The organism is Brotaphodocola sp. (genome assembly GCF_983179755.1).
On the sequence record NZ_CFAHBC010000010.1, the window covers coordinates 43,044 to 67,446 of the forward strand.

The 24,403-nt window shown below is 48.4% G+C and carries 26 protein-coding genes; 25 read left to right on the forward strand and 1 reads right to left on the reverse strand.

The window, feature by feature from the left end; genetic code table 11:
* Nucleotides 1-13: 13 nt before the first annotated feature.
* From AC4EVX_RS05765 to pgeF, 14 genes are all read left to right on the forward strand, one after another.
* On the forward strand, nucleotides 14-586 hold the full coding sequence (locus AC4EVX_RS05765; protein ID WP_177978597.1) for a phosphatase PAP2 family protein: 573 nt from the start codon (nucleotides 14-16) through the stop codon (nucleotides 584-586).
* A 105-nt stretch (nucleotides 587-691) separates the two neighbouring features.
* Nucleotides 692-1,327 carry an endonuclease III gene (locus AC4EVX_RS05770; RefSeq protein ID WP_177978593.1) on the forward strand — a complete coding sequence of 212 codons (636 nt, stop codon included), beginning with the start codon at nucleotides 692-694 and terminating at the stop codon, nucleotides 1,325-1,327.
* Nucleotides 1,328-1,424: 97 nt separating this feature from the next.
* Nucleotides 1,425-1,766 (forward strand): YlxM family DNA-binding protein, encoded by a 342-nt coding sequence (gene ylxM / locus AC4EVX_RS05775; RefSeq protein WP_177978591.1) that lies wholly within the window; start codon nucleotides 1,425-1,427, stop codon nucleotides 1,764-1,766.
* A 53-nt stretch (nucleotides 1,767-1,819) separates the two neighbouring features.
* Nucleotides 1,820-3,193 carry a signal recognition particle protein gene (ffh, locus tag AC4EVX_RS05780; protein WP_490159763.1) on the forward strand — a complete coding sequence of 458 codons (1,374 nt, stop codon included), beginning with the start codon at nucleotides 1,820-1,822 and terminating at the stop codon, nucleotides 3,191-3,193.
* A gap of 173 nt (nucleotides 3,194-3,366) precedes the next feature.
* A complete protein-coding gene (gene rpsP / locus AC4EVX_RS05785) occupies nucleotides 3,367-3,609 on the forward strand; it encodes a 30S ribosomal protein S16 (protein WP_177978588.1) in 243 nt (80 codons plus the stop codon).
* A gap of 17 nt (nucleotides 3,610-3,626) precedes the next feature.
* Complete coding sequence (locus AC4EVX_RS05790) at nucleotides 3,627-3,854, forward strand: KH domain-containing protein (protein WP_177978586.1); 228 nt, start codon at nucleotides 3,627-3,629, stop codon at nucleotides 3,852-3,854.
* Nucleotides 3,855-3,983: 129 nt separating this feature from the next.
* Nucleotides 3,984-4,496 (forward strand): ribosome maturation factor RimM, encoded by a 513-nt coding sequence (gene rimM / locus AC4EVX_RS05795; RefSeq protein WP_177978595.1) that lies wholly within the window; start codon nucleotides 3,984-3,986, stop codon nucleotides 4,494-4,496.
* An 88-nt stretch (nucleotides 4,497-4,584) separates the two neighbouring features.
* Nucleotides 4,585-5,358 (forward strand): tRNA (guanosine(37)-N1)-methyltransferase TrmD, encoded by a 774-nt coding sequence (gene trmD, locus AC4EVX_RS05800; protein ID WP_177978584.1) that lies wholly within the window; start codon nucleotides 4,585-4,587, stop codon nucleotides 5,356-5,358.
* Nucleotides 5,359-5,507: 149 nt separating this feature from the next.
* Entirely contained in the window at nucleotides 5,508-5,855 is a 348-nt protein-coding gene (rplS, locus tag AC4EVX_RS05805; protein WP_177978582.1) for a 50S ribosomal protein L19, read from the forward strand.
* A gap of 204 nt (nucleotides 5,856-6,059) precedes the next feature.
* Nucleotides 6,060-6,599 carry a signal peptidase I gene (lepB, locus tag AC4EVX_RS05810; RefSeq protein ID WP_308450628.1) on the forward strand — a complete coding sequence of 180 codons (540 nt, stop codon included), beginning with the start codon at nucleotides 6,060-6,062 and terminating at the stop codon, nucleotides 6,597-6,599.
* A 49-nt stretch (nucleotides 6,600-6,648) separates the two neighbouring features.
* Nucleotides 6,649-7,566 carry a ribosome biogenesis GTPase YlqF gene (gene ylqF, locus AC4EVX_RS05815; RefSeq protein ID WP_308450627.1) on the forward strand — a complete coding sequence of 306 codons (918 nt, stop codon included), beginning with the start codon at nucleotides 6,649-6,651 and terminating at the stop codon, nucleotides 7,564-7,566.
* A complete protein-coding gene (rnhB, locus tag AC4EVX_RS05820; protein WP_308450626.1) occupies nucleotides 7,566-8,225 on the forward strand; it encodes a ribonuclease HII in 660 nt (219 codons plus the stop codon). The genes ylqF and rnhB overlap by 1 nt, the downstream gene beginning before the upstream one ends.
* On the forward strand, nucleotides 8,222-8,563 hold the full coding sequence (locus tag AC4EVX_RS05825) for a YraN family protein (RefSeq protein ID WP_490159764.1): 342 nt from the start codon (nucleotides 8,222-8,224) through the stop codon (nucleotides 8,561-8,563). Before rnhB ends, AC4EVX_RS05825 begins: the two co-directional genes overlap by 4 nt.
* Nucleotides 8,564-8,603: 40 nt before the next feature.
* Nucleotides 8,604-9,461, forward strand: a complete 858-nt coding sequence (gene pgeF / locus AC4EVX_RS05830; protein ID WP_308450624.1) for a peptidoglycan editing factor PgeF — start codon at nucleotides 8,604-8,606, stop codon at nucleotides 9,459-9,461.
* A 144-nt stretch (nucleotides 9,462-9,605) separates the two neighbouring features.
* Here pgeF and AC4EVX_RS05835 read toward each other — a convergent pair whose 3' ends face one another.
* Entirely contained in the window at nucleotides 9,606-10,814 is a 1,209-nt protein-coding gene (locus AC4EVX_RS05835; RefSeq protein ID WP_308450623.1) for a ribose-phosphate pyrophosphokinase, read from the reverse strand.
* 236 nt (nucleotides 10,815-11,050) lie between these two features.
* On the opposite strand from AC4EVX_RS05835, the gene AC4EVX_RS05840 reads away from it, so the two are divergent.
* The 11 genes from AC4EVX_RS05840 to AC4EVX_RS05890 all read left to right on the forward strand — a co-directional run bounded on the left by AC4EVX_RS05840 (nucleotide 11,051) and on the right by AC4EVX_RS05890 (nucleotide 24,182).
* Nucleotides 11,051-12,520 carry a DUF512 domain-containing protein gene (locus AC4EVX_RS05840; protein ID WP_490159765.1) on the forward strand — a complete coding sequence of 490 codons (1,470 nt, stop codon included), beginning with the start codon at nucleotides 11,051-11,053 and terminating at the stop codon, nucleotides 12,518-12,520.
* Between the two features lie 2 nt (nucleotides 12,521-12,522).
* The gene (gene der / locus AC4EVX_RS05845; protein ID WP_432629922.1) at nucleotides 12,523-13,851 is read left to right on the forward strand and encodes a ribosome biogenesis GTPase Der; all 1,329 of its coding nucleotides are present in this window, start codon (nucleotides 12,523-12,525) and stop codon (nucleotides 13,849-13,851) included.
* Nucleotides 13,851-14,492 (forward strand): glycerol-3-phosphate 1-O-acyltransferase PlsY, encoded by a 642-nt coding sequence (gene plsY / locus AC4EVX_RS05850; protein WP_177977137.1) that lies wholly within the window; start codon nucleotides 13,851-13,853, stop codon nucleotides 14,490-14,492. Before der ends, plsY begins: the two co-directional genes overlap by 1 nt.
* A 117-nt stretch (nucleotides 14,493-14,609) precedes the next feature.
* Nucleotides 14,610-15,617: an NAD(P)H-dependent glycerol-3-phosphate dehydrogenase gene (locus AC4EVX_RS05855; RefSeq protein ID WP_177977136.1), complete on the forward strand. Its 1,008-nt coding sequence runs from the start codon at nucleotides 14,610-14,612 to the stop codon at nucleotides 15,615-15,617.
* A 147-nt stretch (nucleotides 15,618-15,764) separates the two neighbouring features.
* Entirely contained in the window at nucleotides 15,765-16,988 is a 1,224-nt protein-coding gene (locus AC4EVX_RS05860) for an ABC transporter substrate-binding protein (protein WP_177977135.1), read from the forward strand.
* A 308-nt stretch (nucleotides 16,989-17,296) separates the two neighbouring features.
* Entirely contained in the window at nucleotides 17,297-18,178 is an 882-nt protein-coding gene (locus tag AC4EVX_RS05865; protein ID WP_490159766.1) for a branched-chain amino acid ABC transporter permease, read from the forward strand.
* Nucleotides 18,179-18,187: 9 nt separating this feature from the next.
* Entirely contained in the window at nucleotides 18,188-19,243 is a 1,056-nt protein-coding gene (locus tag AC4EVX_RS05870; protein WP_177976885.1) for a branched-chain amino acid ABC transporter permease, read from the forward strand.
* 1 nt (nucleotide 19,244) lies between these two features.
* Nucleotides 19,245-20,003, forward strand: a complete 759-nt coding sequence (locus AC4EVX_RS05875; RefSeq protein ID WP_177976886.1) for an ABC transporter ATP-binding protein — start codon at nucleotides 19,245-19,247, stop codon at nucleotides 20,001-20,003.
* Between the two features lie 13 nt (nucleotides 20,004-20,016).
* Nucleotides 20,017-20,730, forward strand: a complete 714-nt coding sequence (locus AC4EVX_RS05880; RefSeq protein ID WP_177976887.1) for an ABC transporter ATP-binding protein — start codon at nucleotides 20,017-20,019, stop codon at nucleotides 20,728-20,730.
* Between the two features lie 256 nt (nucleotides 20,731-20,986).
* Nucleotides 20,987-22,462 carry a stage IV sporulation protein A gene (gene spoIVA, locus AC4EVX_RS05885; protein ID WP_177976888.1) on the forward strand — a complete coding sequence of 492 codons (1,476 nt, stop codon included), beginning with the start codon at nucleotides 20,987-20,989 and terminating at the stop codon, nucleotides 22,460-22,462.
* 118 nt (nucleotides 22,463-22,580) lie between these two features.
* A complete protein-coding gene (locus tag AC4EVX_RS05890) occupies nucleotides 22,581-24,182 on the forward strand; it encodes an MBL fold metallo-hydrolase RNA specificity domain-containing protein (RefSeq protein WP_490159767.1) in 1,602 nt (533 codons plus the stop codon).
* The last annotated feature ends 221 nt before the right edge of the window (nucleotides 24,183-24,403 follow it).

Here is a 24,403-nt window from a genome sequence, read left to right on the forward strand (position 1 = left end):
CAGGTGAGTGCGGATGACGGCTGTGACACAGATGGAGCTTGGAATTTTGCTTTGGATTCAGAATCATCTGAGAACGGAGATCGGGACAGAATTTTGGCGGGCGATCACAATGCTTGGGAATGCTGGATGGTTCTGGATTTTTCTTACACTTGTTTTGATTCTTAATAAAAGAACAAAAACAGAGGGTATTGCATCTGCTCTCTCTCTTATCTTTGGCTTTCTTGTGACGAATCTTTTCTTGAAAAATCTGGTAGCGAGAACCAGACCATACGATTTTTCGACATTGATCGTTCCGTTGATTGTGCGCCCGCATGACTACTCGTTTCCGTCGGGACACACCTGTGCGTCGTTTGCATGCGCGCTGATCTGTTTTCATCTACTTCCGAAAAAAGCGGGGGTTCCTTTACTGATTTTGGCGGTGCTTGTGGCATTCTCGAGGCTTTATCTCGGTGTGCACTATCCAACGGATGTGCTTGGAGGTTTTCTCATTGCGCTTACCGGTAGCAGTCTGGTATTAAAGATGCGTCCGTACTGGGAGAAGAAGTTCTTGTCAGAGCCGGATAGCGGAGAGAAAAGACAGGATTGACGGAGCGGGAGAACAAAGGATTCGAAATAAGCATGAGAAAAATGAGTATGAGAAAGAGAAATAGAAATAGGTAAAAAAGACTACTTGCGGGAGGAAGAACGAAATATGACAAAACAGGAACGGACTTTGGAGATCATCCAGAGACTGAAGGAGGCATATCCGGATGCGGATTGTACGCTCAACTACGAAGAAGCGTGGAAATTGCTTGTGAGCGTGCGTCTCGCAGCGCAGTGCACCGATGCAAGGGTCAATCAGGTTGTGCCGGCGCTCTTTGAAAAATATCCGTCTCCTCAGGCACTTGCGAAGGCCCCGGTGGAATCGATCGAGGAGATCGTCAGACCGTGTGGTCTTGGACACAGTAAGGCGAGAGACATCAGCGCATGCATGAAGATGCTCTGTGAGAAATTCGGCGGACAGGTTCCGGATGATTTCGATGCTCTGCTCTCGCTTCCGGGAGTCGGGAGAAAGAGTGCAAACCTGATGATGGGCGATGTGTTTGGCAAGCCTGCAATCGTCACGGACACGCACTGCATCCGTCTTGTAAATCGAATGGGACTTGTGGACGGAATCAAGGAGCCAAAGAAGGTCGAGATGGCGCTCTGGAAGCTCGTTCCGCCGGAGGAGGGAAGTGAGCTCTGTCACCGCCTTGTCTGGCATGGACGGGAGGTCTGCACGGCACGCACGAAGCCGTACTGTGACCGGTGCTGTCTGAGTGACATTTGCCCGAAGGTGGGAGTATAAGTCGATGCTTTCATCGACTTGAATAAAATTTTATAGGTGTAAAGAAAAAATACTTGACACCGAAAATGTTTTCATGTATGATATCCAAGGTGATGTTATGGAAAGCATTGTAAAACAGAGTCTTCTGTATGATTTTTACGGAGAGCTTCTCACAGAACATCAGCGAAACGTCTATGAGGATGTGATCTTCAATGACATGTCGCTGAGTGAGATTGCGCAGGAACAGGGAATCAGCCGACAGGGTGTGCATGATCTGATCAAGCGCTGTGACCGGATTCTTGCCGGATACGAGGAGAAACTTCATTTGATTGAGAAGTTTCAGGAGACAAAGCAGCTGGTGACAGAGATCCGCGAGTTGACGCAGAGGTTTCAAGAGACAAACGACAGAAAATTGATTGAAAAAATAGAACAGATTTCCAGCGACATCATAGATCTGTGATGCGAAGGCAAAACTGACGCAGAAACAGCGAAAGCTGGGCAGGAGGATGTTAGATGGCTTTTGAGAGCTTATCCGATAAATTGCAAAATGTATTTAAGAACCTGCGAGGCAAGGGACGTCTGAGTGAAGCAGATGTAAAGACCGCACTGAAAGAAGTTAAGATGGCACTTCTCGAGGCGGATGTCAGCTTCAAGGTCGTCAAGCAGTTCATCAGCTCCGTTCAGGAACGGGCAGTCGGTGAGGAAGTGCTTGGTTCCCTTCAGCCGGGACAGATGGTAATCAAGATTGTAAATGAAGAACTCGTTCGACTGATGGGGTCGGAGACAACCGAGATTGCGCTTCGTCCGGCAAGTGAGATCACCGTCATTATGATGGCAGGTCTTCAGGGTGCAGGTAAGACGACGACCACGGCAAAGATTGCCGGAAAGATGAAGGCAAAGGGCAGAAAACCGCTTCTGGTAGCCTGTGATGTCTATCGTCCGGCAGCTATTCAACAGTTACAGATCAATGGAGATAAGCAGGGAGTACCGGTTTTCTCCATGGGTGAAAATCAGAATCCGGTCAACATTGCAAAAGCTGCCGTAGAGCATGCAAGCAAGAATGGATACAATGTTGTGATCCTCGATACGGCTGGTCGTCTTCATGTCGATGAGGACATGATGGAGGAGTTAGTCAACATCAAGGAGACGGTTCATGTCGATCAGACAATTCTCGTTGTCGACGCGATGACCGGACAGGATGCAGTCAATGTAGCATCGAGCTTCCAGGAGAAGGTCGGAATTGACGGTGTGATTTTAACGAAACTTGACGGTGATACCCGAGGCGGTGCGGCTCTCTCGATCCGTTCCGTGACAGGCAAGCCGATTCTCTATATTGGTATGGGAGAGAAGCTCTCCGATCTGGAACAGTTTTATCCGGATCGTATGGCATCCCGAATCCTTGGAATGGGCGATATCCTGACCCTGATCGAGAAGGCAGAACTTCAGGTCGATGAGGAGAAGGCGCGCGAGATGAGTCAGAAACTGCGAAAAGCAGAGTTTGACTACAACGATTTCCTTGAACAGATGGCTCAGATTAAGAAGATGGGCGGTCTGGGAAGCATCATGAGCATGATGCCGGGAATGGGACAGCTCAAGGGCGGAATTCCGGAAGTTGATGAGAAGTCGATGGACCGGATTGAGGCAATCATCCTTTCCATGACAAAGGAAGAACGGGCAAATCCCGCTCTGATGAATCCTTCGAGAAAACAGCGCATTGCGCGCGGTGCCGGAGTGGACATCAGCGAGGTGAATCGAATCGTCAAGCAGTTTGACCAGATGAAGAAGATGATGAAACAGCTTCCGGGCATGATGGGCGGTGGAAAGAAGAATCGCGGTGGTCTGGGCGGTCTCGGAAATATGCTGGGCAAATTTAAGATGCCTTTCTAAGCACAGGATAAAGATATTGAGCGAGAGAGGTCAGCAAATGGTTATTGTTTATGCAACATATGAACGGTATGAACGGTAACAATAAATGTGATAACAATACAGGAAGCTGTATTTGTTGATAAAAAAGAAAACAGATCAAGAAGATTGAAAGAAAGTCAAGGAGGCTAATTAAAATGGCAGTTAAGATGAGATTAAGAAGAATGGGCGCAAAGAAGAATCCTTTTTATAGAATCGTTGTAGCAGATGCTAGATCCCCGAGAGACGGAAGATTCATCGCTGAGGTTGGTACCTACGATCCGAACCTTGAGCCGAGCGGAATCAAGTTCAACGAGGAAGAGACCAAGAAGTGGCTGGCAACTGGCGCTCAGCCGACCGACCGTGTAGCAAAGCTGCTGAAGACTGCTGGTATTCAGTAATCTAAGTGGAGACAGCTATGAAAGATTTGGTTGAGGTGATTGCGAAAGCATTAGTAGACAATCCGAATGAGGTGGTTGTCACCGAGACTGAAAAAGACGGCGAGACTGTGATTGAACTGAAGGTTGCCCCGTCCGATATGGGCAAGGTGATTGGCAAGCAGGGACGCATTGCAAAAGCAATCCGCTCCGTTGTCAAGGCGGCTGCTTCAAAAGAAGAAAAAAAGGTTGTTGTCGATATTCAATAGCCGATTTGGCTGTCGCTGGGAGATTCCTGGCGACAGCTTTTTTTATATGATAGGAAATTGCGTCCTATCATGCAAAAAAGCTCCGCGAGGATGCGCATTTATATCATATTTTTTAGGAGAGTTTGAATGATGGAACAGACACTGCGAGTAGGTGTGATTTCTTCTACACATGGAGTACGCGGAGAGGTGAAGGTTTTTCCAACCACCGATGATCCGAAGCGTTTTAAAAAACTCAAGACCGTGATGCTCGATACCGGACGGGAAAAGCTGACCTTAAACATTGAGCAGGTAAAATTCTTTAAAAACATGGTCATCTTGAAATTTAAAGAGTTCAATGACATCAATGAGATCGAGAAATATAAGGGAAAAGATCTGCTGATCAACCGTGACCAGGCAGTAAAACTCGCACCGAACGAGAACTTCATCGTGGATTTGATCGGACTGAAGGTTGTGACGGATGAGGGTGTGGAGTTCGGTACACTGAAGGATGTCATGGAGACCGGAGCAAATGATGTCTACATCATTGACGGAAATGACGGAAAAGAATATCTCTTCCCGGCAATCAAGCAGTGTATTTTGAACATTGATCTCGAGGCTGGTGTGATCACCGTGCACATTTTGGACGGACTTCTTGATCTGTAAATAAATATAAGAAATTTTATAAGAAGTTTTGTTGAGAAATTTTATAAAGAATTATAAGACTAGATCTTAAAAGATGGAGGAAGAGAAGGTGAATTATCACATTCTGACACTGTTTCCGGAAATGGTGATGGACGGACTGAACACGAGCATCATCGGACGCGCCACAAAGAAAGGACTTCTCTCGATTGAGGCGATTAATATCCGGGATTATACAAAAGAAAAACACGGTCATGTGGACGATGCGCCGTACGGTGGCGGTGCCGGAATGGTGATGCAACCGGCTCCGGTCTGCGACGCGTATGAAGCACTCTGTGAGAAGATCGGGAAGCGTCCGCGAGTCCTCTACATGACTCCGCAGGGAAGGGTTTTTAACCAGAAGATCGCGGAGGAGCTCTCAAAGGAGGAGGATCTCGTCTTCCTCTGTGGACATTACGAAGGCATCGATGAGCGTGCGCTTGAGATGATCGTGACCGATTATCTCTCGATCGGAGACTACGTGTTGACGGGTGGAGAGCTTCCGGCGATGGTGATGATCGACTGTATTTCCCGTCTCGTGCCGGGAGTGCTCAACAACGATGTCTCCGCAGAGATCGAGTCGTTTCACGATAATCTGCTCGAATATCCGCAGTACACTCGCCCGGAAGTCTATGAGGGACGACAGGTTCCGGAGGTGCTTCTTTCCGGTCATCACAAGAAGATTGAGGAGTGGCGCAGAGAGCAGTCGATCAAGCGAACATTAGAGCGCCGTCCGGATCTTCTCGAGGATGCAGTTTTAAGCAAGAAGGAAAAAATTTACCTTGCAAAACTGCGGGCACAGCAAGAGGTGCAGAAATCACAAGAAGAGCAGAAAAATCAGGAATAAAAATAAGGTTACAGAAATAATTAGAAAAGTACTTGCAATTACAAAATGAATATGATAGAATTGATGCGTTGTGACGAAGAAAAAAGAGATATTCCTCTGTTGCGCGGGACGCATTAAGAATGTCAAGTAGATGAAGGAGGTTCACACAAATGAACGAAATTATTAAGAATATTGAAGCAGCTCAGCTGAAGGCATCTGTACCGGAGTTCCGTGTTGGTGATACTGTTAAGGTATACAACAAGATCAAAGAGGGTAACCGTGAGAGAATCCAGGTATTCGAGGGTACTGTAATCAAGAGACAGAATGGTGGCGCAAGAGAGACCTTCACCGTTCGTAAGAACTCTAACGGAATCGGTGTAGAGAAGACCTGGCCGGTACATTCCCCGTTCGTAGACAACATCGAGGTTGTTAGAAAGGGTAAAGTAAGACGTGCAAAACTGAACTATCTGAGAAGCAGAGTTGGTAAGGCTGCAAAGGTAAAAGAGCTGGTTAAATAATTTTGCGAATTTTGCGTAGACGAGAGGGGACAATGTTTATTGTCCCCCCTTTTGTTATTTTACATGTCGAGGATGCGTCGAGGACGCGTCCATTGATTATAACACGAAGGGATGCAGAAAGAACTACGTAAAAAATGCATGGAGAAATGCATACAGAAACGTAAAGGTATCCTTTTGTGTCAGAGATGAATATGGAGTATTTTCGTGTATTTTTATCAAAGTGATGAAAGCAACCTGGTTCGGCGTGTGTCCAGCTGGGTGGTGGATATTGCAGTCGCATTGGCGTTCGCCTGGTTTTTCCTCAATTTTTTTGGTTCTCAGATTGTAGTTGGAGGTCCTTCCATGCAACCCCTCTTAAATTCGGGGGATGTAGTTCTGATCAACAGGATGGCTTATGATTTTGGAAAACCGGATCGCATGGACGTTGTCGTGTATGAGCGGGAGGACCAGAAGACAAATGTGAAGAGGGTGATTGGAATCCCCGGCGATACGGTTCACATTCAAAACGGGACAGTTTACATCAATGGAGAGGTCTTTGAGGAGGCAGGGACGGTGTCGCTTGCAGGTCTGGCGGAGACCCCGATCACACTTGACGAGAAGGAGTATTTTCTTCTGGGGGATAACCGGGAGAGCAGTGAGGATAGCCGTTTCGTCAATGTAGGAAATATCAGAGAAGAGCAGATTATCGGGAAGGTGTGGCTTCGGATCGCCCCGCTTTCCGGGTTTGGGCTGATACGATCATAGAGATTGTATACAACTTTTGTAACATAAATTTGGGATAGGAGGAAAAAATTTGAATATTCAGTGGTATCCGGGACATATGACAAAGGCGAAGAGAGCCATGAAAGAGGATATCAAACTCATTGATCTGATTGTGGAGCTTGTAGATGCGCGTGTACCGCTTGCAAGTCGCAATCCGGATATTGATGAGCTTGGAAAGGGAAAGGCGCGCCTGATCTTACTCAACAAGGCAGATCTTGCAGATGAGCGCGCGAGTGCGATGTGGGCATCGTGGTTTCAGTCAAAAGGCTGTTTTGTAGTCAAGCTCGATTCAAGAAGCAAGGCGGGAATCAAGCAGATTAATGCAGTGGTGCAGGAGGCTTGTAAGGAGAAGATTGAGAGAGATCGCCGTCGTGGCATTTTAAATCGTCCGGTTCGTGCGATGGTAGTTGGTATCCCGAATGTAGGAAAGTCTACATTTATTAACTCATTTGCAGGAAAGGCATGTGCAAAGACCGGAAATAAGCCGGGTGTGACGAAGGGAAATCAGTGGATTCGTCTCAACAAGACCTTAGAGCTTCTCGACACTCCCGGAATTCTTTGGCCGAGATTTGAGGATCAGCGTGTTGGTCTGCTTTTAGCGATGATCGGATCAATCAACGATGAGATCCTCAACAAGGACGAGCTTGCAGTGGAACTGATTCGTCTGCTGATGCAGAGATGTCCGGAGACGATGACGGAGCGCTATAAGTTAGATGGAATGAGCGAAGAAGAGAAAAACGAGCCGGGAGAGATCCTTGCCCAGATTGCCCGCGCGCGTGGATGTCTGAAAAAGGGTGGAGAGCCGGATTACAGCAAGGCATCGGCAATTCTGATTGAGGATTTCCGTTCTGGTCGTCTCGGTCGAATCACACTGGAGCTTCCGCCAAGATCGGATGAATCCGACAAGACGGAAGTAAAAGCAACAGCAGATAAAACGGAGGCAAGGTGATGGCACTGAGAGAACTCAAGGGAGAAAAACTTCAGGCAGAGCTGGAGCGCCTGAAAAAAATGCGCGAATATGAGGACACTTATGCGGCGTGTAGTGCAATCTGCGGAATTGACGAGGCAGGACGAGGACCTCTCGCAGGTCCGGTTGTCGCAGGCGCCGTGATTCTTCCACCGGATTGTGATATCCTGTATCTGAATGATTCCAAGAAACTTTCCGAGAAGCGCAGAGAGGCTCTTTTTGTTGAGATTCAGGAGAAGGCAGTCGCATGGAGTGTTGGTATTGTCGGACCGGATGTGATTGATGAGATCAACATCTTGCAGGCAACTTATGAGGCAATGCGCCGTGCGATCGCAGGTCTTGGTGTCCAGCCGGATCTTCTGCTCAACGATGCAGTGACGATCCCGGGAATCGAGATTCCGCAGGTACCGATCATCAAGGGAGACGCAAAGAGCCTTTCCATCGCCGGAGCGAGTGTGCTCGCGAAAGTGACGAGGGATCACATGATGATCGAGTACGACAAGATTTTCCCGGAGTACGGATTTGCAAAGCATAAGGGATATGGAACAGCTATGCATACTGAGGCACTCAGAAAGTATGGTCCATGCCCGATCCATCGCAGAAGTTTTATCGGAAAGATCATGCAGGAAAGCGGAAAATGAATCGCCGTGCAGTCGGATCAAAATATGAACAAATCGCAAAAGAATGGCTAAAAAAACAGGGACTTACAATTCTCGCACAGAATTTTCGATCGAGAACAGGAGAGATTGACCTGATTGCGAGAGATGAGAGGACAATCATCTTTGTGGAAGTCAAGTATCGAAGCTCGGTCTCGACCGGAGATCCAGCCGAGGCGGTCGGCTGGCAGAAGCAGATGAAGATCCGAAATACCGCAAGATATTATCTCTATCGAAACCATTATGCGGAAGGGACACCCTGCCGTTTTGATGTGGTCGCAATACTCGGGGGCGAGGTGCGCTGGATTAAAAATGCATTTTGACAAATGTGTGGAATTATAAGGCTTTTCAGGAGGAAGGACGATGGCAGATTGGATCAGAAAACAGGATGCAAGAGAACAGGTAAACATAAATCAGAAAAACAGAGTCTGCTATCTGACATTTCCGGCGCTTGAGCAGACCGGAATGGTGTCACATGCCTTTTCGACGAGGATCGGCGGGGTGAGTGAGGGAATCTTCTCGACAATGAATTTTGGATTCACAAGAGGGGACAACCCGGCGCATGTGCTGGAGAATTATCAGCGGATGGCAAATGTTCTTGATGTCGACATGGAAAAGATGGTGCTGTCCTACCAGACTCATACGACGAATGTGCGCAGAGTCACGGAGGAAGACCTTGGAAAAGGTGTGGTCTATCCGCGCGATTACAGAGATGTGGATGGTTTGATTACAGATATCCCGGGCGTTACGCTTGTGACCTTCTATGCAGACTGTGTGCCGCTCTACCTGCTTGATCCGGTTCATTGTGCGATTGGACTGTCTCACTCAGGCTGGAGAGGAACGGTTCATCGCATGGGAAAGGCGACGCTTGATGAGATGGAGAAAGCCTTCGGGACAAATGCCTCCGATGTGATTGCCTGCATTGGACCGAGCATTTGCCAGGATTGCTTTGAGGTCGGTGCTGAGGTTGTCGAGGAGTTTGCGACGACCTTCGCACCAGAGTATCACAAAGAATTATTCTACCGCAAGGAAAACGGTAAATATCAGCTGAATCTCTGGAGAGCAAATGAGATCATTTTTGCAGAACGCGGAGTAAAGCCGGAGAACATTCACACGACAGACATCTGCACGCGCTGTAACCCGGATTTCCTGTTTTCACATCGTGCGGTTGGAAAAGATCGTGGAAATCTTTCGGCATTTCTATGCCTAAAAGAAAAATAAGAAAACGGAGCCCCCGTATATCGATATGTATAGACAAAGAAAAGGCTATTGCAAAACAGATCGTTTTCTGCCCTGCAATAGCCTCTCTTATTGTTAATTCTGCATTTTACTAACTGCTAATTTTATGCCTTCATGCTATTATATTTATTTGATGGAGCCAATATAATCGTATCCGTCGGAATGGTATCTGCGGAGCAGATTCTGGATCTTTTCTGTCGGGGACAGAGAAGCACCGATAGAAACATCGTGGTTGAAGGAGTTGATGATGGCAGCGATGTATTTGCTCATATCAGCCTCTAAGTACCACGGGCGATCAAGAAGCTCGGACGGACGATAGTTTAAGTTGGTCGTGATGACATAGTCGATGTAACCACGGTTGTAAAATTCATCAAATTTCTCAAGTCCTCCGGTGAACAGACCGAAGGTACAGCAAACGATAACCTTGTCAGCCTTGCGCTCCTTCAGCTCTTTTGCGGTATCGAGCATACTCTCGCCGGAAGCGATCATATCATCGATGATCAGAACGGTCTTGCCTTCTACGGAAGAACCGAGGAACTCATGAGCAACGATCGGGTTTCTTCCATTTACAACGCGGGAGTAATCACGGCGCTTGTAGAACATACCCATATCGACACCGAGGTTGTTTGCCAGATAAACAGCGCGGTTCATTGCACCCTCATCCGGGCTGATGATCATCAGGTGATCCTTATCAATCTTTAAGGACCGGTCATGCTTGAACAGAGTCTTTACGAACTGATAGGTCGGCATGAAGTTGTCAAATCCGTTTAACGGGATTGCATTCTGCACGCGCGGGTCATGAGCGTCGAAGGTGATGATGTTGGAGACACCCATCTCTACAAGCTCCTCAAGTGCCATTGCGCAGTCTAAGGATTCACGCTTGGTGCGCTTATGCTGACGACCCTCATATAAAAATGGCATAATCACGTTGACACGGTGTGCCGTTGCGACAGAAGCACCGATGATACGCTTGAGATCCTGAAAATGATCATCCGGTGACATGTGGTTGGTGTATCCGCATACGGTGTATGGAATGCTGTAATTGGTGACATCCACCATTGCGAACAGATCGACACCGCGGACAGACTCGTTGATCACACCCTTTGCCTCACCAGAACCGAAACGCGGACAAGAACAGTTCAGAAGATAAGAATCTACATCGTAACCGCGATAGTTGAGGTCTTTTTCGCGACGAATCAACTCTTCTGTATCGTTTCTGCGGAATTTGACGATGTGGTCATTGACCTTGCCAGCGAGATCCCGGCAACTTTCCAGAGCTGCGATTTTGAGTGGTGCAACCGGAAGAACATCATTGAACACATAATTATTTGCCATTTTTAAGCTCCTTCACAAATATATTCGGTTAAATTGAAGTTAAATTCATCCTCATTTATACCATTTTGAAAACAAGGCAGTCAATAGGCAAATGTCGAATTTCGTAAAAAAAAACAAAGTCTTGTTTCTTTACAAAGAGAGGGAATCTTGTTATGATAAAAAGACGGGTATATGGAAAGAATGTAGAACTTAGAAATCTAATAAAAATTTATAAGTAAGTAGGGAAGAAAATTTAAATGAAGAAAAAAGGTCATTTGATAAAATCCATTGATCCGGGTTCGATTGCGGAGGAGCTCGAGCTTGAGGCAGGAGACCGCCTGCTGACAATCAATGGAAATGAAGTAGAAGATATCTTTGACTATGAGTACTACGTTGACAGCGAGAGCATGGTCATGGAGATTGAGAAGGCGGACGGTGAGCTGTGGGAACTTGAGATCGAGAATGACTACGAGGACCTCGGAATCAACTTTGAGAATGGTCTGATGAGTGATTACAAGTCATGCAGTAACAAGTGCATCTTCTGTTTTATCGACCAGATGCCACCGGGAATGAGAGAGACCCTTTATTTTAAGGACGATGACTCACGCCTCTCATTTCTTCAGGGAAATTACGTCACACTGACGAACATGAAAGAGCATGATATTCAGCGTATCATCGATTTCAAGCTTGCGCCGATCAACATTTCCGTGCACACGACGAATCCGAAACTGCGCTGTGAGATGCTTCACAACCGCTTTGCGGGACGGGCGCTTGAGAACATCGATCGTCTTTATCAGGCGGACATTCCGATGAACGGACAGATCGTTCTCTGCCCGGAGGTAAACGACGGGGAGGAGCTTGACCGCACGATCGGAGACCTCGCAAAGTACATTCCGTGTATGCAGAGTCTGTCGGTCGTTCCGGTCGGACTGACGAAGTACCGCGACGGTCTTTTTCCGATGAAACCGTTTGACAGGAAACGTGCGGAGGATGCACTTGAGATCATTGAGCGCTGGCAGAAAAAGATTTATGCAGAGCACGGAATTCACTTTGTTCAGGCGAGTGATGAGTTCTATATCTTAGCGGAGCGCCCGATGCCGGAGGAGGAGCGCTACGACGGTTATATCCAGCTTGAGAATGGAGTCGGCATGCTTCGCCTTCTCGACACCGAGGTCACTGAGGCGCTTGAGGAATTGAAGAAGGAACAGAAAAAGGAACAGAATAAAAAGAATCACCACAAAGACCAGAAAAATAAGAAGAGCCATAAGCGTCAGAATAGGCAGGGGGATTCGGACAGCCAGAAAACGGTGGAGGCAGTCGAGGCGGAGGAACTCTCGATTGCGACCGGAAAACTTGCCTACCCGTATCTGAAAAAGCAGATTGAAAAAATCATGAAGGACTTTCCGCAGAAAAAGGTGCATATCTATGAGATCCGCAATGATTTCTTCGGTCCGATGATCACAGTTGCAGGTCTGATTACGGGACAGGATTTAAAAGCCCAGCTGACCGGCCAGAAACTCGGCCAGAGACTGCTGCTTCCGGCATGCATGTTTAGAAGCGGGGAAGAGGTCTTTCTCGACGATGTGACGCGCACGGAACTGCAAAATGCTTTACAAGTTCCGGTGAATATTGTAAAATCAAGCGGACAGGATCTTGTTGATGCAATCCTGTACCCGGAGATTGAACAAAATACTGAACATAATAAATACGAATTGAAGGAGATTTGAGAATGAGCAAACCGATTGTAGCGATTGTAGGACGCCCGAACGTGGGAAAATCCACCCTGTTCAACGTGCTGGCGGGGGAGACGATTTCGATCGTAAAAGACACCCCGGGCGTAACCAGAGACCGTATCTATGCGGACTGTACCTGGCTGAACATGAACTTTACACTGGTGGATACCGGTGGTATCGAGCCGGACAGCAAGGACATCATTCTCTCCCAGATGAGAGAGCAGGCACAGATTGCGATTGACACGGCAGATGTCATCATTTTCCTTGTGGATGTGAGACAGGGACTTGTCGATTCCGACGCAAAGGTAGCGGACATGCTCAGAAAGTCCGGCAAGCCTGTCGTTCTGGCAGTCAACAAAGTCGACAGCTTCCAGAAGTTTGGCAACGATATTTACGAGTTTTACAACCTTGGAATCGGCGATCCGATCGCAGTTTCCGGTGCTTCCCGTCTTGGAATCGGTGATCTGCTTGACGAGGTAAGCCGTCACTTTACGACTGATCAGATGGAAGATGCAGAGGACGAGCGTCCGCGTGTGGCGATCATCGGAAAGCCGAACGTTGGAAAATCTTCGATCATCAATAAGATCCTCGGTGAGGATCGCGTGATTGTGTCCAACATTGCCGGTACGACCCGTGATGCGGTTGATACCGAGGTGGTTCACAACGGAACCGAGTATGTCTTCATCGATACCGCAGGACTCAGAAGAAAGAGCAAAATTAAAGAGGATCTTGAGCGTTACAGCATCATCCGTACTGTATCCGCTGTGGAGCGTGCCGATGTAGTCATCCTTGTGATTGACGCAGTTGAGGGCGTGACCGAGCAGGATGCAAAGATTGCCGGAATCGCGCACGACAGAGGCAAGGGAATCATCGTCGCAGTCAACAAGTGGGACGCGATCGAGAAGAATGACAAGACGATCTACGAATACACAAAGAAGATCAAAGACACGCTCTCCTTTATGCCGTATGCCGAGATGCTCTTCATCTCTGCGGTGACAGGACAGCGTATGAACAAGCTGTTTGATCTGATTGATATGGTGCGCGAGAACCAGACTCTGCGTGTTGCAACCGGTGTCCTCAATGAGATTATGACCGAGGCTGTTGCGATGCAGCAGCCGCCGTCTGACAAGGGCAAGCGTCTGAAACTCTACTACATGACCCAGGTAGCGGTAAAACCGCCGACCTTCGTCATCTTTGTAAACGACAAGAACCTGATGCATTTCTCCTATGTTCGTTACCTTGAGAACAGGATTCGTGAATCCTTTGGATTTAAGGGAACCGCACTGAAATTCATCGTGCGTGAGCGTTCCGGGAAGGAGCAGTAATGGAGCGTCTGATCTGTCTTGTGATGGGATATGTCTTCGGTCTGTTTCAGACGGGGTATCTGTACAGCCGTTCCAAACATATGGATATCCGCAATTACGGAAGTGGCAACTCAGGAAGTACGAATGTTCTTCGCGTGATGGGAAAAAAAGCGGGACTTGTGGTCTTTCTCGGAGATGCAGGCAAGATGATCCTTGCCTGTCTCCTGACGCGTGTGATCTTTCGCAGTCAGCCGGAATCTCTGTATCTCTACCTGCTTTACACGGGATTTGGAGTAATTCTGGGGCACAATTTCCCGTTCTACATGGGATTTAAGGGCGGAAAAGGCATTGCGGCTTCCGCAGGTCTTCTCGCCTCGACAGACTGGCGTCTGATGCTGATCTGTCTCGTCGTGTTTGTGATGGCAGTCGCAATCACGCGCTATGTCTCCCTCGGCTCGATTCTTGTGATGATCTGCTTTGCGATCGGAATGATTTACTTTGGATTGATTCGCAGGGATTATGGTCTGGCAGATTCCTGTCAGACTGAGTTTGCCGGGATTGCTCTTGCGATTTCCCTGATGGGAATATGGAGACACCATACCAATATCCGTCGCCTTTTAAACGGCACAGAGAACAAGCTCGGAGCGAAGAAAAACGCATAACACATGAATACTCTCGGAATCTGACAGAATGGGTTTCGGGAGTATTTGTATATTTAAGTCGGGGTAGTTCACATAAACGCCGACTTGAACTTAAGCAAAAAATAAGGAGAAAAAACTATGGCACAGATTGGCATCATTGGAGGGGGAACCTGGGGAATTGCGCTTGCGTCACTCGTTCATGAAAACGGACATCAGGTGACGGTCTGGTCTGCATTCGAGAAGGATGCAAAGTATTTAAGAGAGAACCGGGTTCAGAAAAATCTTCCGGATCTTATTCTTCCGGCAGATATGGAGTTTACGGCGGATATGGAAACTGCGCTGAAAGACAAGGATCTTGTTGTAACAGTTGTCCCTTCTATCTATATTCGGGAGACAGCAAGAAAGATGGCACCGTTCGTCAGGGACGGACAGATTGTCGTCAACGCGTCAAAGGGAATCGAGGCAGAAACGCTGGATTTTTTGTCGGAAATCCTTGAGGAGGAACTGCCAAATGCGGATATCGCTGTGCTGTCCGGCCCGAGCCATGCGGAGGAGGTCAGCCGGTCTTTGCCGACAACGTGTGTCGCAGGCGCGAAGAGCAGAAAGACCGCAGAGTACATCCAGAGTATTTTTATGAGTCCGGTCTTTCGTGTGTATACAAGCTCGGACATCACCGGAATTGAGATCGGTGGGGCGCTCAAAAATGTGATTGCGCTCGCAGCGGGAATTGCGGACGGTCTCGGATACGGGGACAATACGAAGGCAGCGCTGATCACGAGAGGAATTTCAGAGATCTCAAGACTTGGAGTCGCAATGGGCGGAAAACCTGAGACGTTCGGTGGACTCACCGGAATCGGAGATCTGATTGTGACGTGCGCGAGCATGCACAGCCGAAACCGCAGAGCTGGAATCCTGATCGGAAAGGGATATTCGATGGAAGAGGCGATGGCGGAAGTCAAGATGGTTGTCGAGGGTGTTTACTCTGCAAAGGCGGGACTTGCACTTGCAAAGAAATATGAGATTTCGATGCCGATCATCACGGCGGTCAATGAGGTGCTGTTTGACGGAAGACCGGCAGGTGAGGCGGTTCAGGATCTGATGCTCCGTGATCGAACCGTGGAGAGCCCGGCGATTGGCTGGGAGTGATTTTACTGGGAATATTTAGCGTGGTAAAGAAAAAAGTCTTGACAAGCATTTTTCAGACAACTATAATAAATCCAAGCTTGTATGCAGATCACATTTGATCTGTAAACCTCCTGTCAGACGATGGGATGGTAAAGAGGAGGAATCATTATGAAAAAGAGATTTATGAGTGCAGGTATGGCAGCAGTTGTTGCAATGGCATCTTTAACTGCTTGTGGCGGCAGCGCAAGCACCGAGACGACCGCAGCAGATGCAAAGGCAGAGACTTCCGCAGAGGCTGGCGAGAGCAGTGCAGAGGCAGGTATCGCAGAAGGTGGTACCTTGAAGATCGGCGTAATCGGACCGCTGACCGGTGCAGCAGCTTCCTATGGTATTGCAGTTCAGAACGGTGCAGATCTGGCAGTTAAGGAGATCAACGAGGCTGGCGGTATCAACGGAATGAAGGTTGAGCTGAAGGCTGAGGATGATGAGAACGATCCGGAGAAGTCTGTCAATGCATACAACACTCTGAAGGACTGGGGTATGCAGATGCTGGTTGGTACAACCACTTCCAAGCCGTGTATCGCAGTTGGAGCTGAGTCTGCAAGCGACAACATGTTCCAGATCACTCCGTCTGGCTCCGCAGTAGAGTGTGTATCCAACCCGAACGTCTTCCGTGTTTGCTTCGCAGATCCGGATCAGGGTACTGCTTCTGCTCAGTACATTGGTGAGCATCAGCTGGCTACCAAGGTTGCAATCATCTACGACAGCTCTACCGAGTACTCTTCCGGTATTCGTGAGTCCTTCGTAAAAGAGGCTGCAAATCAGGGTATCGAGATCGTTGCAGATGAGGCATTTACCGCAGACAGCAATACCGATTTCTCCGTACAGCTGGACAAGGCAAAGGATGCAGGCGCAGAGCTCGTATTCCTGCCGATCTACTATCAGGAGGCTTCTGTTATCCTGAAGCAGGCTGCTGACAAAGAGTTCGCTCCGACTTTCTTCGGATGTGACGGTATGGACGGAATCCTGACCGTTGAGAACTTTGACAAGTCTCTGGCAGAGGGCCTGATGCTTCTGACTCCGTTCTCCACCACTGAGGAGGGCAGTGAGGAATTCACCAAGTCTTACACCGATGCTTATGGCGTGGAGCCGATCCAGTTCGCAGCTGATTCCTACGATGCAGTTTATGCAATTAAGGCAGCAGCAGAGAAGGCTGGCATCACCGCTGACATGAGCGTATCTGATATGTGCGATGCAATGGAGACTGCTATGACCGAGATCACCATCCAGGGTCTGACCGGTGCAGACATGAGCTGGAATGCAAACGGTGAGCCGAACAAGGCACCGAAGGCAGCTAAGATCGTAGATGGCATTTACGAGATGGAGAAATAAGAGATTGCTGATCGTGCAATGCATGAGCAGGAGAGATTGTTTCTCTGATGAGTCAGATTTTCCTCACAGAAGATTTGCCTTTGAACGTTTAAAAAGATTTGTTTTGTGTGAGAACTGATTCGATCCGAAAGAGGGTCGTCGAAAGACGGCTCTCTTTTTCGTTTCAAAAATGCTTACCTGTGTACAGTAATCCGTCTGTGTCTTTGTAGCAAAGACATTTGTAACTTACACTTGAACTTCCTATCCTACTATGCTATAATTCGACATGTTATTGTTTTTCAAGAAAAATACAAAGAGGTGTGTGGTACATGAGTTTTCTGTCTTATTTGATCAATGGAATCAGCCTGGGCAGTATTTACGCGATCATCGCGCTGGGATACACGATGGTATACGGAATCGCAAGAATGCTGAACTTCGCTCACGGCGATATCATCATGGTAGGTGGATTTGTGATTTTCACCTGTGTCAGCACGATGGGATTCCCTCCGTTAGTGGGTGTCCTCGTAGCTGTGATTGCCTGCACGGTTCTCGGTGTTATGATCGAGCGTGTGGCATATAAGCCCCTCCGTGGAACTTCTTCTCTTGCCGTACTGATTACGGCAATCGGTGTCAGCTATCTGCTTCAGAATGCGGCACTTCTTATTTTCGGATCGAATGCGCGTCAGTTTACCTCCGTTGTAAACGTTCCAAGCCTGAAGCTGGCTGGCGGTGCGCTGTCGATTTCCGGTGTCACGATGGTGACGATTCTTACCTGTATCATCATCATGGCAGGTCTGATGACCTTCATCAACAAGACGAAGATCGGTCAGGCAATGCTTGCGGTTTCTGAGGATACCGGAGCAGCAACCCTGATGGGAATTGATGTAAACCGAACGATTGCCGTGACATTCGCAATCGGTTCTGCACTTGCAGCAATCGCAGGTGCGCTGTTGTGTTCCACTTATCCGTCCCTGACTCCGTACACCGGATCGATGCCGGGAATCAAGGCATTCGTGGCAGCAGTATTCGGCGGAATCGGATCGATCCCGGGTGCACTGATCGGAGGCATTCTTCTCGGTGTGATCGAGAACCTTTCCAAGGCATACATTTCTTCCCAGCTCTCGGATGCGATCGTATTTGCAGTTCTGATTGTAGTTCTGCTTGTGCGTCCTACCGGTATTATGGGAAAGAAGATTACGGAGAAAGTGTAGGTGGGAAGAATGAAGAAAAACAAATTGCTGATTCAGAACAGCATCACGTATGCAATCATCATCGGATGCTGGATTCTGGTGCAGATCCTTGCCAGTACGGGTCATATGACCAGTCTGATGAAGGGACTTCTTGTACCTCTTTGCATATATGTGATCATGGCAGTATCTCTGAACCTGACGGTTGGTATTCTTGGTGAGCTGAGTCTGGGCCATGCCGGATTCATGTGTCTGGGAGCCTTTTCCGGCGCCTTCTTTACAAACTGTATGGCAAATGTAATCCCGAGCGTGCAGGTGCGTTTCTTCTTTGCTCTGCTGATCGGTGCTCTCGTTGCAGGTGTTTTCGGCATTCTGATCGGAATCCCGGTTCTGCGTCTTCGCGGAGACTATCTGGCAATCGTGACGCTGGCGTTCGGTGAGATCATCAAGAACCTGTTAAATGCAATCTATGTCGGTATGGATCAGAGCGGTTTCCACTTCTCCTTCAAGGATACGACTTCCCTTGGAATGGATGACACCGGTGTTGTCATCATCAAGGGTGCTCAGGGTATCACCGGAACCCCGAAGGCAGCGACGTTCACGATCGGTATCATTCTCGTGCTTCTGACGCTGTTTGTCGTCCTGAACCTGATCAATTCCCGTTCCGGACGTGCAATCATGGCAATCCGTGACAACCGCATTGCAGCTGAGTCTGTCGGCATCAATATCACGAAGTTCAAGCTGATGGCATTCTCGATTTCCGCATCCCTCGCAGGTGTGGCAGGTGTTCTCTACGGACACAATCTTTCGAGCCTTGCAGCTACCCCGAAGAACTTCGGTTACAACCAGTCGATCATGATCCTCGTATTTGTTGTACTCGGAGGACTTGGAAATATTCGCGGTTCCATCATTGCGGCAGTTGTTCTGACAATGCTTCCGGAGCTTCTGCGCGGACTTAACGATTACCGTATGCTGATCTATGCAATCGTGCTGATCGTGATGATGATCTTTAACTCCAGCCCGAAGGCAATCGAGATGCGTTCGGTATTCATGGACAAGATCAAAAAGAACCGGAAGGAGGCTGCATAAAATGGCAATGTTAGAGGTAAAAAATATCAGCATTTCCTTCGGCGGACTGAAAGCAGTCAATGATTTCAGCGTGACGATCGAGAAAGGACAGCTCTACGGTCTGATCGGACCGAATGGAGCAGGAAAGACGACGGTATTCAACCTGTTGACGGGTGTGTACAAGCCGGATACCGGTACCATTCTTCTCGATGGAAAGAATATCACCGGACGCAGTACGATCGAGATCAATCAGGATGGAATCGCGCGTACCTTCCAGAACATTCGTCTGTTCAAGGAGCTGAGCGTTCTTGACAACGTAAAAGTCGGACTGCACAACCATTTCAAGTATTCCACGATCGAGGGAATCCTGCGTCTGCCGAGATACTATAAGGTTGAAAAGCAGATGAATGAGCGTGCGATGGAGCTTTTGAAGGTGTTTGAGCTTGATTCTGTCGCAGATTACAAAGCATCGAACCTGCCTTACGGTGCACAGAGAAAGCTCGAGATTGCCCGTGCACTTGCGACGGAGCCGAAACTTCTCCTTCTCGATGAGCCGGCAGCAGGAATGAACCCGAACGAGACCGCAGAGCTGATGGATACGATCCGTTTCGTTCGCGACAATTTTGATATGACGATTCTGCTGATCGAGCACGACATGAAGCTGGTATCTGGTATCTGCGAGAAGCTGACCGTACTGAACTTCGGTCAGGTGCTGACGCAGGGTGACACACAGACCGTGCTGAACGATCACCGTGTTATCACCGCATATCTGGGAGAGTAGGAGGAGACACGAAATGGCAATACTGGAAGTTAAAAATCTGGAAGTGTTTTACGGAGTCATCCAGGCCATCAAGGGAATCTCCTTTGAGGTAAATCCGGGTGAGATCATTGCGCTGATTGGTGCAAACGGAGCAGGAAAGACAACAACGCTTCAGACGATCACCGGACTGATTCCGTCGAAGGCGGGACAGATCATTTATGAGGGACAGGACATCACGAAGATTCCGGGTCACAAGCTGGTTTCGATGGGAATCGCTCACGTGCCGGAGGGACGTCGCGTATTCGCAGGTCTGACCGTCCTTCAGAACCTTTATCTGGGCGCTTACACCAGAAAAGACAAGAAAGAGATGGAAGATACGCTTGAGATGATCTATGAGCGTTTCCCGCGTCTGAAAGAGCGTCGCGATCAGCTGTCCGGAACACTCTCCGGTGGTGAGCAGCAGATGCTTGCAATGGGACGTGCGCTGATGTCTCATCCGAAGCTGATCGTACTCGACGAGCCGTCGATGGGTCTGTCTCCGATCTATGTAAATGAGATCTTTGACATCATCCAGAAGATCAATCAGGATGACGGCGTGACGGTTCTTCTCGTTGAGCAGAACGCAAAGAAGGCACTCTCGATCGCAGACCGTGCTTACGTTCTTGAGACCGGAAAGATTGCACTCAGCGGAGATGCTCAGGCACTGATGAACGATGATTCGGTCAAGAAGGCATATCTGAGTGAGTAAGCCATCTCTTTGGTCATAAAATCTTTCGTTAGATATTGTTAGATATTGGATTGGTCACGAAAAGTTTTCAAATATCTGTGGATATAAATAAACAATCTATAAAATTCAGAAAATTTATCGAAAAAGAGGGAAAAGTTATAGACTTTTTCCTCTTTTTTGTGGTATAAATAAGATAACCGTTCGGCATGTGCAGATTTCTCACCGCATATATTTTTAGAAGATGTGTGGGGCAAAAAGGCTGAGGGGAGAGATCTGCATGGACCATTTTGATGTATATAAAGACATTCAGGCGCGGACGAAGGGAGAGATTTATCTCGGGGTTGTCGGGCCGGTGAGAACCGGAAAATCGACGTTCATCAAGCGGTTTATGGAGCAGATGGTGCTCCCCGATATTCAGGATGAGCATCAGAAGAACCGTACCCGCGATGAACTCCCGCAGAGTGCGACGGGAAAGACGATCATGACCACAGAACCGAAATTTATCCCGAAGGAGGCGGCAGAGATTGAGCTTGCCGATAAGACGCAGGCGAAGATCCGATTGATTGACTGTGTGGGATTCATGGTGGAAGGGGCAGGAGGTCATATTGAGAATGACAGAGAGCGCCTTGTGAAGACTCCGTGGTTTGAGGAGGAGATTCCGTTTACCCGGGCAGCTGAGATCGGTACGCGCAAAGTTATTAAAGACCATTCCACGATCGGAATCGTGGTGACGACAGACGGATCATTCGGAGAGATCAAGCGGGAGGCGTATTTACCGGCGGAAGAGACCGCCGTTGCAGAATTAAAAGAGATCGGGAAACCATTTCTGATTCTGCTCAACTCAGATCGCCCTTACTCCGAAGAGACGAGAAAACTTGCCGGGGAACTTGAGGAGAAGTATCGGGTGACGGTTCTTCCGGTCAACTGTGAGCAACTGAAACGGGAGGATATCTGCCGGATTCTTGAGAAAGTATTGAACGAATTTCCGGTGACGGAGGCAGATTTTGATATTCCTGGGTGGCTTGAGATTTTGCCATCCTCGCATTGGCTCAAGGAGCAGGTGATTTCAGCGGTGCGCGAGGCGATGGCGAAGATCAGATACATGAAGGATGTTCCGTCTGAATTTGACCTTCCGGAGCAGACTGCGATTCGTCAGATGAAGACGGATCGGCAGAATCTCTCAAACGGAAAGGTCGAGATTACGGTCGTTCTCGATGAGGAATCGTATTATCAGGTGCTCAGTGATTTTGCGGGAGTTGTGGTGGAGGATGAGTACCAGCTGATGCAAAAACTTAGACAGCTGGCATCGATGCAGAGCGAATACGACAAGGTGCGCGGTGCACTCAGCCAGGTGAGATTGAAAGGATATGGGGTTGTGACACCAGAACGCTCTGAGATTCTTCTTGACGAGCCGACGGTGATTCGCCACGGAAACCGCTATGGAGTGAAGATGAGGGCGCAGGCGCCGTCGATCAGTCTGATTCGTGCACAGATTCAGACGGAGATTGCTCCGATTGTGGGAAGTGAAGAACAGGCGAGAGACCTGATTGCGTATATGAAGGAGAATGCAGGCAAGAAGGAAGATGGGATCTGGGACACGAATATTTTCGGAAAATCGATCGAGCAGATCGTGGAGGATGGAATTCAGGCAAAGGTCAACCAGATGACCGAGGAGTGTCAGGCACGTCTTCAGGATGCGATGCAGAAGATCATCAATGACAGCAATGGAGGGCTGATCTGTATTATTATCTGAGTCAATTGAGCCAAATTTTCATGATGAGTGAAACATGATGAGTTAGAAACGCAAAACTTAATAATGAGCTTGTCTGGGGAAGAGTTTGAGAGTACAAGCGAGAAAGTGAGGTATCCTTATGAGGTTAATGTTCATCGGTGCGGATCATGAAGTGACGGGTAGTTGTCATTATCTGGAAGTAGGAAATACGAAACTCTTTGTGGACTGTGGAATGGAGCAGGGAACGAATATCTATGAGAATGTGGAACCGCCGGTTCCGTACTCAGATCTTGATTTCGTGCTTGTGACGCACTCCCACATCGATCATGTCGGTTTACTGCCGTATATTTATGCACGAGGATTCCGGGGAAGAATCATTGCGACGATGGCGACCTGTGATCTGTGTAACATCATGCTTCGAGACAGTGCACACATTCAGGAGATGGAGGCGGAATGGAAGAACCGAAAAGCCCGCCGTGCCGGAAAGCCGGAGGTGGAGCCTCTCTATGAGATGGCAGATGCAGAGGGAGTTATCGGTCATTTTGAGGGGTATGATTACGGAGAGATGATTACGTTAAATGATGACATCACAATCCGTTTTACCGATGTCGGTCATCTGCTCGGCTCTGCCTCGATTGAGATCTGGATGAGGGAGGATGGCATTGAGAAGAAGATCGTCTTCTCCGGAGATATCGGAAATAAGCACAAACCTCTGATTCGCGACCCTGCTTATGTAAAAGAGGCGGATTATGCGGTTATGGAGTCGACTTACGGTGGACGCCTGCATCAGAAGGGAAAAGACCATGTGACAGAGCTTGCGAGAATCGTGCAGGAGACGCTTGATCGGGGCGGAAATGTTGTGATTCCGGCGTTTGCGGTAGGACGTACCCAGGAGCTTCTCTACTTCTTCCGCCATATCAAGGCAGAGCACATGGTGCACGGTCATGACGGCTTTGAGGTTTATGTGGATAGCCCGCTTGCAGTCGAGGCGACTCATGTCTTTAAGCAGAATCAGATGGACTGCTACGACGACGAGACGAAGGCACTTGTGGAGCAGGGCATCAACCCGATCTCGTTCCCGGGGCTGAAACTTTCTGTCACGAGTGAGGAGTCCAAGAACATCAACTTTAGCACGACGCCGAAGGTCATCATCTCGGCATCCGGCATGTGTGATGCAGGACGTATTCGCCATCATTTGAAGCACAATCTCTGGAGAAAGGAATGTACGGTTGTGTTTGCCGGCTATCAGGCAGAGGGAACGATTGGTCGTGCGCTGATCGATGGCGCAAAGATGGTGAAGCTCTTTGGTGAGACGATTGATGTGGAGGCGCATATCGAGACGCTTCATGACATCAGCGGTCATGCGGATGAGAATGGATTGATTGAGTGGGCTTGCGCTTTCGAGAAGAAGCCGTCCCAGTTCTTTATTGTACACGGCAATGACGATGTCTGCGACAAGTTTGCTGAGCTTGTGACTGCAAAGACGGGGTGTCCGGCAAAGGCGCCGTTTAGTGGAGCGGAGTATGATTTAGCGAAGGGCGAGTGGATTCGCGAGACCGAGGGTATTCCGGTCAATCCGAAGACGATGGCGACGAAGAAGGCAAGCGGAGTCTTTGCACGTCTTCTGGCAGCGGGCGAGCGCCTGCTTGCAGTTATTGCAAGAAACGAGGGTGGAGCGAACAAGGATCTGGCGAAGTTTGCAGATCAGATTCAGGCGCTCTGCGACAAGTGGGATAGATAGAAGATTGCTTGAGATAGTTTGAGTATTAGTGATAATGCTTGAGGTGTCTGTTTTTGGGCTCCGGCAGGCGGAATAAGTTTTGCAAACTACGCGACCTAAGCACTGACGCTTCACACGGGTTTGCAGAATCTTTTCCGTCGCCGGAGCCTTTGCAGAGAAAATTTATCCTATAAAAGGATGAATGCCAAACTAATTAGAAATGTGGTAAGAAGGGAGATACA